The following is a 9,903-nucleotide window of genomic DNA, read 5'->3' on the forward strand; positions in this document are numbered from 1 at the left end:
ACATACATAAGGGAAATAAACTTCCTGTATACCACCAAAGAAATGGATAAAGACTGCTAGTTTTGCCCCCTCTTTTTGTTCGGCTTTCATTTTTAGCCAATAGGCAAGAAGAACACCGAGTCCAGGACCTGGATTTGCTCCTATCAAGAAAAAAATTGATTTCCCAAGCTCTTCCGCTTGTTGAATCCCCAGTGATCCTAATATGCCGAAGTTGATAATATTATTAAAAAATAAGACCTTTGCCGGTTCAATAATTATTGCCGTTAGTAGAAGCCCCCCGGAGTAAATAATGGTTTCCAATAGCTTTGTTAACCATTCCACGACAATAGAAAATGTTTGTCCAACATAAAAGAAACATAAAATCGTGAGTACAGTAGCAATTATCGCAGCCAAGATATTACCAATAAGTAATTCATATCCAGCACCAGGTAGTTTCTTTTTCACAACGTGATCAAGCTTTTTTACTACCCAACCTGTCAATGGTCCAATAATCATCGCACCTAGGATGGTAGGGGCAGAACTTGATAGTGTTAATCCATATGTCACAATGACGGCTACAACTGCTCCTCTTTGTCCTCCTATTAATCGTCCACCTGTATAGCCTAATAAAATAGGTAAAAGAATGTTATTAATAGGATTCAATAAGAGTAAAATCCTATCATTATACCACCATCCATAAATCCCAAAGATTCCTTGAATGATCCCTGCGGTTATAATGACAGCAATATTCTGGTACACCATTGCGCTCAACAATTGGCCTAGTTTCTTCATTTACCCCGGATCTCCTCTAAGGAACGTGTCGCTTTCACTTCGTATGCCTTCGATAATACAACCTCCAACGAACTTTTCACGACATTAGCTGTAGATTCTATTAATACGTTAATAAACGATTCCTCTATTAACATAGAACTGATTTCACTTATCATTTCTATATGCTCTTTTGGAGCCTCCTTAGGTGTCGCCAGTAAGAGTACCGTATTAATAAACTGTTGTTCTTCATCATCAACAGGCCACAAAACAGGTTCTTTCATCCGAAAAATAACAACAAGCAAAGTATTTACTCCTTCTGACTTAGCGTGAACCATTGCTAAACGACCTATTACAAACTCTCCTTGCTGCTCACGTTTTTCAAGGTCTTTAGAAAGTTTCCGAAAATCACTTATTTCTTCAATATCCTTGATCTGACTAAGAATACTGGATATATTAACCGGAGGGCTTACATAAACATCATTATAGATTTTCAGATGGCGCAAAATTTGAATCATCCCTTCCCCATATGTTGCAAGGGACATGACGGAAGATGACTTCCTATTAATATCTTGAACTCTCTTTTGAAGTGGTTGCAGTTTATTAACCTTGAAAAGGGCATTTTGAATTCTTGATAGATCCTCCTGTTTGAGGAAAGGGCTTACAATGACAGTATTTTTATTTTTCACAACAGGAAGATTTATCGTTGAAATCAAGATATCAATTTCCATCTTTCCCTTCAGATATCCTTCAAGCTGGTTCAACGAGACAACCGCTTCTACTTTAAGATTTGGCATTTCAGTACGCAGTCTCGAAGCTAGGTATGTTGATGTTCCAAGTCCACTAGAACATACAACAATGGCTTTATACTCATTCATCATAGTATCTTTCTTTCGAATAAGAGAAGCCCCAATGTGCATCGCCAAATAGCCAATCTCATCATTTGGAATGTGGCAACCTGTTTTATTTGATAAAAGTTCACACGCTTTCTTACAGGCAGTAAAAATTTTCGGATACCTTTCTTTAATTTTTTCAAGCATCGGATTATGTATTTGAAGACCATTTTTTAAACGGGTAATAGCAGGAACAAAGTGAGAAACTAATCCTTCAAAGAGGAGTTTATCACCTTCGAATGATTCTTCTAGATAGTATTCCATTGCACGTATAAAACTTTGTGTCAATTCAATCCAAGTAAATTCTTCTCTTTCATAGTTAACCATTTCCTCTCCATTAGAAAGGCGAGCCCCTGATAAATGTAGAACAATATAATTCACTTCAATTTTAGGTATCGAAATTGAAAGAACTATTTCAAGTCGTTTGACAATTCTTTCCGCAAGTGAATAGATTAATTGATCAATTTCATAGTCTTGAGATAAATTAGACAAGTTGGATGTTTCAATAACCTCTCCGCTTTTTATTCTCTCGACCGCAAGCATTAGATGAACGATTAGATTTACATAGTTCCGGTCAGTTAATTCGATATATGTTTGCTCTTTTAATACTTGGTGTACAACCCGCTCAACATCCAAGATGTTATCAATTTGAACAAACTTTAGTAAACGATTTCGAATCATCATGCCCAATTGGTCTTGTACGTCTCCTTGTTCCGATTCCATCTTTTTATGGAAAAGTTCAAGCCATTCCTCAAACATTATGTCCTTATGGAGCAACCGGGATAGCATCGTTCTCCGCTGCTTTTCCTGCCCATCGATATATACGCCAATTCCCGGTGCCCGAATGAGTTTAATCCCTCCCATTTCAAGCCATATACTCACCTTGTCCAAGTCGGAGCTAACGGTTGCTTCCGTAATCCCATACTTTTTACTAAATACAAATTGTTTAATCGGTTCTTTAGAAAGCAACAAATCATAAGTAATGCCATCCTGCCGTTCTTCTGGAGAGTATGCGGACAACGTTTTTGACTGTTTAATGTGTTCTTTTAACTTTTCTTTCCCTTCTGCTGCTCCTTTCAGTTCAAAACCATTTCCAATTTGTTTCGCTATTTTTAATTCATAGGCATCCAAGGTGGATTTAAGCGCTTTCATTTCTCTTTGAATCGTTCTTGTACTTAATTTAAACATTTCAGATAGTTCTTTATTAGAAACAGGTTTATTAGCTATCAGCAGTTTTCTTAACAGCTCTTTTTGGCGGGAATCTAAAACAGGAAATTGTTGCTTCATTTTTTTCTCCTTCTCCCAAGTTAAGAATTGTATTTTGGAGCTGGATGCGGAACACTTATCCCAGCCATAACATTCTATAATTTCTTAAATGATAAAAAGACTTTCTTTTAGTCCCTTAATAGTCTAACTTAATTGTGATACGGTTTTACTGCAACATAAATAACTTAAAATTCTGAAAATATATTGCAAAAACTTCCCTATTGATGTTTTATTTAAGCTTTGCTTATTGATGTTTTATTTAAGCTTTGCTTTTACTTTTTCACTTACATCACTAGGAACCCAAGTTGTCCATAGCTCTTCATATTCTTTTAGGAACCATACAGCCGCCTCACGTGTAGTTGTATTATTTTTCTTCATATAAGCCAAAAAGTCAGTCGTAATTGCACTACTTGTAGAGTAGTTACTTAGAAACTCAAAAACTTCTGGTACTTGTTCTGGTAGCCTATTTTGAACCGCAATAGTTAATCTTTGTGAAGGGAACTCTGTATGATACCCATCTAACCAATCTTTATCATTGTATGGTGCGTCTTTTAATTCGGTAATATCATACAATCCGGCAATCCATGTTGGTTCCCATAGGTAGCCTACCCACGGCTTACCACTCTTATACGCACTAATAAATGATGTATTTAACGCTGTATGAGAAGCTGGTTCAAAATAATTAAACGTCTTAAATAATTTGTAATTTTTCATTTTTTCTTTGAAGACCTTATCGGCATTCCATACTGGAATCGCACCATAAATACGTCCTTTGTTCGGATTATCTGGATCTTTAAAAAGTTCCCAGTATTCAGGTAAATCATGAATCGATTTCAAATTAGGAGCAATCGGTTCAATACCACGATCTGGATCCCCTTCAATAACATAAGTTGGAACATAAAGACCTTGTCGTGTATCTTCAAAATTAACAGATGTCTCTATAATATCACCATTTTCAATTGCTGATCCATATTGTTCTGGGTAGCCTCCCGTCCAAATCTCCATAAAAACATCCATACTACCAGTACTTATCGCAAAAAGTGAAGCTGTTTCAGATCCTGGAAGTAATTCTGTTTTATAACCATAACCTTCTTCAATAATAGTTCTTGCGATCTCGTTGTGTACCCTAATACTATCCCAACCCGGATCAGCAAACTTAATTGTCCCGATGGCTCTGGTAGTTGCTATAGAACCACTAGAATTGCTACAACCTACCAAGTCCAACGATGAAATAAGAGTCACTATGAGAATCAAGCTAAAAAAACTTTTCATTGAAATCTCCTATTCTCCTTATTCTTTCATTTTATTATAGCGCTCTTAAGATGAAATACCAGATTGGTAAACGATTACATAACTGGCTTAAGGTAATCAATTATCAATATACTGATGCAGTGATAACGGGATTACGAAAAGATGAATTCGGTTTGCTTTTAGGGATTGAGGAAAACAACCGGATAAAGCCAGCAGGTATAAAGGAGATTGTCACTCCTGCAGCCAGAAAACAATTATATAGCCAGTATAAGATTTAATAGTAGATGAAAACAAGAAATTTATTTACTTGGAACCCAAGATCAAATGCAAGGTGAAGTTCAGAAACTATACAAAGGCTGGTTTGTTACGCATTCAGTCTTTCGTTGAATATAACATAAGCGTCTATCCATTGGGCAGGCGTTTTTTGTATAATGTAAAATATCATTTTTGTGTTTCTTGTTCCACTAGTAGAAAGTGAGTTTACCCTACCTTTGCCTTTAGGCTAGAATTTATGACCGTCTTTATTTTGAATCGAAAAGGTAATTATAAGTCTAAAGGTAGTTAACTTCTTTGTAGAGCGTTTCTCAGCATCAAATTTTTAAAAAAAGTAGTATTTTTGACTTTTAAAAGTTATGTTTTCACTTTCAGTTAAGTTTGCGTTTAGCTTTCATTTTTTCAGAAAGCTATTCAGGGGCTTATTTCTTCTTCACTCAAACTGAGTATCTTATTGGCGGCTCCCCTTACTTTAAATGCTCCAACCTCATGAACATTTTCAAGCTTTAAAAAAACAGGACGTCCAATTTTTTCTGATAGTATAGTAGATTGAATCAATGGAGTTCTACTTACAATCGAAGCGATTCGTTTTCTTGCTTCCCAAACGTCACGGATTTTCATATCTTTTCTTTCCTTTGTTAGTTTTGTATTAGTCATGTTRTCYTCCCCTCCTTGATCATTATTMTTGRTATYCATAWGATAAATACYAATTCYTTCTATAAGATATATCAATTGGCAAAACTGACTATAAAAGGGTGGAACTTTTCAAACAGTTTGTTTTATAAAACTATTAATCTGTTGAGTTTACATAATACTAAAAAAGATGAATCCAGCCCAATACCTTTGCCAGTTCCATCAATTATCCATGTATTCTTAAAAAAATATTTCTAAATTGGCCTTGCAATAGAAAGGATTCCCTGTTATATTACAGTCAATTAAATATTTTCTTACTTCATACTTTTTGAAGTGAGGATAGAGGAGCAAAGACCATTAGTACACATTTTGAGGAGAATGAGATCCTATGACTATTGTGGAAAGGGGAATTTGCCGAAGCGGAAAGAATCTCATGTTCTTGAAGCTGGTTCTGCTATTGAATAAATACAGGACTGTCATATAGGAAACTATATGGAGGGCTATCTTACGCGCCGAAACGATTTTTTTTATAAATATTGTTTCTACTGCAGCAGCGAATCCTCGTTGTTGCTTTTTTGCGTTTACTCCTGAATGGCCCTAACCACCTCTGAATTTTTAAAAAAATTATATAAAAGGGTGTGAAGTTATGAATTTTGGCCAAGTTTTAACCGCAATGGTTACCCCGTTTAATCATAATAATGAGGTTGATTTTAATGCTACGAGAGCTTTAGTAAATTATTTAATTGCTAATGGTTCTGATGGATTAGTTATAGCTGGTACCACTGGAGAGTCTCCTACATTAACAGCAGAAGAGAAAGTAGATTTATTCAAAATTGTTGTAGAAGTTGTTGATGGAAGAGTTCCAGTCATAGCTGGAACTGGTTCAAATAACACGAGAGCCTCTATCAGCTTAACAAGGCAAGCAGAAGCAGCAGGAGTCGACGGAATTATGCTCGTTACCCCATACTATAACAAGCCGTCTCAAGAAGGATTATTTCAGCACTTTAATGCTATTGCCCAATCAACATCATTACCGGTAATGCTTTATAATATCCCCGGACGAAGTGTTGTAAACATGTCAGTAGAGACGATTGTTAGTCTCTCAAAAATTAACAATATTGTGGCAGTAAAAGAAGCAAGTGGTGACTTAGATGCCATGGCACAAATCATTAGCAAAACAACTAGTGATTTTACATTGTACAGCGGAGATGATGGGTTAACATTACCGGTTTTAGCCATCGGTGGAACAGGCATTGTTTCGGTTTCTTCACACATAATTGGTAATGAAATGCAAGAAATGATCAATAGCTTTAAGAATGGTGATGTCCGTGGTGCTGCTTCTATACATCGTAACCTTCTTCCAATTATGAAAGCATTATTTGCTGCACCAAGCCCATCACCGGTAAAATCAGCATTAAATATGCGGGGGTTAAATGTTGGAGGTGTCCGCTTACCATTGGTCCCTTTAAACAATGAAGAAAAAAGAGCACTACAAATAGCTCTACAACCTAGTAACGTAGAAGCAGTTTTGTTAAATAAATAAACTAATGATTCATTAAGCGAGTCTTTAATACCGATTTTCTAATTAAAGACCATAATAAACTGGACAAATTTTAAAAAGCAGTGCAACTCTGAAAGAAGTGCACTGCTTTCTAAACGATGCACGATTCAGGGATTAAAACTAGTAGAAGTAGCTAGAGATTATAAAGTTAAAGATATTATTGCGTCAACTGAACTAACATTGATTATATAACCTACCTTTAACTCATCAATTTCTTTTTGTCCTTCAAACCCTTCCACCAATTTATTGAAATAGGGCTCTTGTTTAGTTGTTAATCAACTTTTCTTATAAAAAAGACAAGTATCTTCAAAAAATAGCCTTTTTGTCAACAAGAACGGGGTTATTACGCTAACAGTTATATAAAAAGAAACAAAGTAGATGAGCTCTAAAAACTTTTATTCTCAATAATCTTATCCACTTTTTTCCAGTAACCACTTAATTACCTTATCTACTTATGTATTAAAAACAGCCCTTTCTCTATTATGAGAAGGGCTGTTTTCAGGAGAGTTTTTTGACCTGTCTTCTTCTTCCAACGTCCAGGAACCAAAGAATTCCTAAAACTAGTCCTTCTCAAGTTGTCCAATACAGATTTGTTCAATATACATACGTATAAAATAAAGCCCCCAAAGTAATTGAAACACACAATCAGGAATGACAATACCGTAGATTATTACCCCCCATCCAGTTTGAACGTGAGATAGTATTTATGAACGCAAGATAAAAAGGAGCATTAAATACTGGTTCCCTTGTCCTCCCTCCACTCGCATATCATAATCTATTTCTACCACTTACTTCTTAATAACAAAACACTTTTAATAGTCATTCCCTAGGTTATTTATCAGTGTTCCCTCATCATATGGTTGTGAATACTGTATTTTCCCACATTTTTGACACTCCACATCGCATACACACTTATAAACCAATTTTTCTTTTTTGATATATGTTTTCGTGATGCCTCAATAATTTTAATGTTGACAGTTCAGGTATGAATTATTATAATTTGTAAAAATAGGTATTACATTTTATGGAAAGAGAGTGAGCGAAATGACAAATCAGATTGAGAATACGAAATTGAGTTTTGGACAGAAGGATGCGACTGTAAAAGTTGAAGTTTTTTTAAATTTAACGTGTCCTTATTGCGCTACATTTTATGGTATTGCAGAAGATGTTTTAAAAGACTACTTAGACAATGGGCAAGTTGAATTCATTGTAAAACATTATGATAAGCCTAGAGAGATGCTGTTAAATGGAACGTTAATCAACCTATTCCTAGATTATGAGAATCCTTCGCGTGTAAAAGAAATCTTAAAGGAATTATTTGAAACACAAGGACAATGGGATCAATTGAACAACCAAGAAATCAAAAATTTATTAGCAGAAAAATATCACTTAAAAGAAGAACCCCAAAATACTGAAATTAGCTTGAACGTAACTTCAGAGGCAATTCGCAGAAATGTGAAAATGGTGCCTACTATTTTTATCAATAACAAAGAATATCAATATCCTACAGAATTAACTGCAGATGAATTGAAAACCACAATTGAGGAGGCACTAGCAAAATAGTACAACTTATTAGCTAATTCCATCGAATACATAATGAGAGCAATAGTAAGACAGTTTAAATACTCCTAACACAACAAAAAACAGACAAGAGAAATTGACTTTCTCCTGACTGTTTTTTTATTTCGACTCATACTGAATAACCATGTTGAATACAACATGAAGACTTGCACTTAATTAGTTTTTTATGTTGTTAATTGGTTGGGCTTCTTGTTTGCGGAATCAACTTAAACAACCCGACTCCAATTGAATATTGGGGTCGAGTGTTTTATACCTGTCAGAACTTTAGATCAGTTCATAAAAGATATAGCTTAAATAGTATCTACTTTGTTTGTACCGATTCTGGATACCAGTCTGAATTTTCCTTTGTCACTGTTTTAATGTCTATTTTTTCGGGGAATAGTTTCAAACCATAAAATGTATCAGCTAAATCTTGTTGGGCACTTACAGCTTCTTCATCAATAGGTAGTACCCCAAATTCCCATCTACTAACGCACCCGTTAGCCAACCATGCAGCGCACGACCAGCGCTGCACCACAGAGAATGAAAATGGTGGAAAACCCGTCCAWACTGATTCTATGGCTGGGTGAGGAAGGTCGATGAACTATGGTGCCATTAGAGCCCATCCGTTAGTCTGACTCCAACGACCTCGGTGCATCACAGACTGTCGCTCCCTTACGGGAAGCACTCATGGTAGAYTAATCCTATTCTGGTTTTTGCACCAGCCTCTAATTTTTTCGCCATAGGAAGGATGGTTTCAATGGAAGTTATCATTGAACGAGTATGTGAATGGATGTACATAAAGATAACATTACCGCCTGCATTATGACCCCCGAAGGAAAGGAGATTCAAACATTTTCTACAAAAACGGTGTTTTTAATTCAACTGATGGATTGGATTAAATCACATGGTTGCACTCATGTCGYTATGGAAAGCACAGGTGTGTTTTGGAAGCCTATCGTGAACTTAWTTGAGGCTGAAGAAATGGAATTTTTAGTTGTTAACGYACAACATATGAAAGCAGTCCCTGGTCGAAAAACAGATGTCAAGGATGCTGAGTGGATCGCTCAACTTCTTCGTCATGGTTTATTGAAGGCAAGCTTTATCCCTGATCGAAATCAACGAGAATTGCGTGAGCTTGTTCGGTATCGTAGAAGTATTATTGAAGAACGAGCCAGACAGCATAATCGAATTCAAAAGGTGCTTGAAGGTGTAAATATCAAACTAGGCTCTGTCGTATCGGATATTATGGGTGTTTCATCAAAGGACATGCTTCATGCGATCGCAATTGGTGAGGATGATCCTGAGAAACTAGCAAACTTTGCGCGACGCTCGATGAAGAAGAAAAAAGACGACTTAATCCTTGCCCTGAATGGGTATGTGAATCCACATCAACGCATGATGCTCAATTCTAATTCATATTGATTTTCTGACTGAACATATTGAAAAACTTGATCAAGAGGTTGCCCAAAGAGTTAGTSTGTATCAAGAAAGCATAGAACGACTGGATTCAATACCTGGTATTGCCACCCGGATGGCAGAACAAATACTAGCTGAAATCGGAACGGACGTTGAAAAACAGTTCGAAAGTGCAGCCAGATTATGTTCATGGGCCGCCCTCGTACCAGGACACAATGAAAGTGCAGGAAAAAGGAAATCAACCAGAGGCAAAAGGGGAAATAAACATTTAAAATCTGCTTTAACCGAAGCTGCTCATTC

General features: G+C 36.1%; 7 protein-coding genes, 2 pseudogenes and 1 riboswitch. Of the genes and pseudogenes, 4 read left to right on the plus strand and 5 right to left on the minus strand.

Annotation, left to right across the window (positions count from 1 at the left end; translation table 11 throughout):
- The 3 genes from AC1DUW_RS14735 to AC1DUW_RS14745 form a co-directional block, all read right to left on the minus strand.
- A partial coding sequence (locus tag AC1DUW_RS14735; RefSeq protein WP_477642831.1) for a PTS transporter subunit EIIC occupies positions 1-771 on the minus strand: 771 nt, incomplete at its 3' end.
- Positions 768-2,927 (minus strand): BglG family transcription antiterminator, encoded by a 2,160-nt coding sequence (locus AC1DUW_RS14740; RefSeq protein ID WP_477642832.1) that lies wholly within the window; start codon positions 2,925-2,927, stop codon positions 768-770. The genes AC1DUW_RS14740 and AC1DUW_RS14735, both read right to left, overlap by 4 nt.
- Before the next feature lie 234 nt (positions 2,928-3,161).
- Entirely contained in the window at positions 3,162-4,178 is a 1,017-nt protein-coding gene (locus tag AC1DUW_RS14745; RefSeq protein ID WP_477642833.1) for an ABC transporter substrate-binding protein, read from the minus strand.
- Positions 4,179-4,228: 50 nt separating this feature from the next.
- Here AC1DUW_RS14745 and AC1DUW_RS14750 point away from each other — a divergent pair, with 50 nt between their 5' ends.
- Complete coding sequence (locus AC1DUW_RS14750; RefSeq protein ID WP_477642834.1) at positions 4,229-4,435, plus strand: hypothetical protein; 207 nt, start codon at positions 4,229-4,231, stop codon at positions 4,433-4,435.
- 421 nt (positions 4,436-4,856) lie between these two features.
- On the opposite strand, the pseudogene AC1DUW_RS14755 reads toward AC1DUW_RS14750, so the two are convergent.
- Positions 4,857-5,087: pseudogene (locus AC1DUW_RS14755) on the minus strand (pyridoxal-phosphate dependent enzyme); the annotation flags it as partial.
- 308 nt (positions 5,088-5,395) lie between these two features.
- A riboswitch (Lysine riboswitch) is annotated at positions 5,396-5,574 on the plus strand.
- Positions 5,575-5,709: 135 nt separating this feature from the next.
- On the opposite strand from AC1DUW_RS14755, the gene dapA reads away from it, so the two are divergent.
- Both dapA and AC1DUW_RS14765 read left to right on the plus strand, forming a co-directional pair.
- Positions 5,710-6,606 carry a 4-hydroxy-tetrahydrodipicolinate synthase gene (dapA, locus tag AC1DUW_RS14760; protein WP_477642835.1) on the plus strand — a complete coding sequence of 299 codons (897 nt, stop codon included), beginning with the start codon at positions 5,710-5,712 and terminating at the stop codon, positions 6,604-6,606.
- A 1,062-nt stretch (positions 6,607-7,668) separates the two neighbouring features.
- Positions 7,669-8,187 carry a thioredoxin domain-containing protein gene (locus AC1DUW_RS14765; protein ID WP_477642836.1) on the plus strand — a complete coding sequence of 173 codons (519 nt, stop codon included), beginning with the start codon at positions 7,669-7,671 and terminating at the stop codon, positions 8,185-8,187.
- A gap of 319 nt (positions 8,188-8,506) precedes the next feature.
- Here AC1DUW_RS14765 and AC1DUW_RS14770 read toward each other — a convergent pair whose 3' ends face one another.
- Positions 8,507-8,722, minus strand: a complete 216-nt coding sequence (locus tag AC1DUW_RS14770; protein ID WP_477642837.1) for a hypothetical protein — start codon at positions 8,720-8,722, stop codon at positions 8,507-8,509.
- 222 nt (positions 8,723-8,944) lie between these two features.
- On the opposite strand from AC1DUW_RS14770, the pseudogene AC1DUW_RS14775 reads away from it, so the two are divergent.
- A pseudogene (locus AC1DUW_RS14775) lies at positions 8,945-9,903 on the plus strand (IS110 family RNA-guided transposase); the annotation flags it as partial.

The organism is Peribacillus sp. P4_C12 (assembly GCF_056402095.1).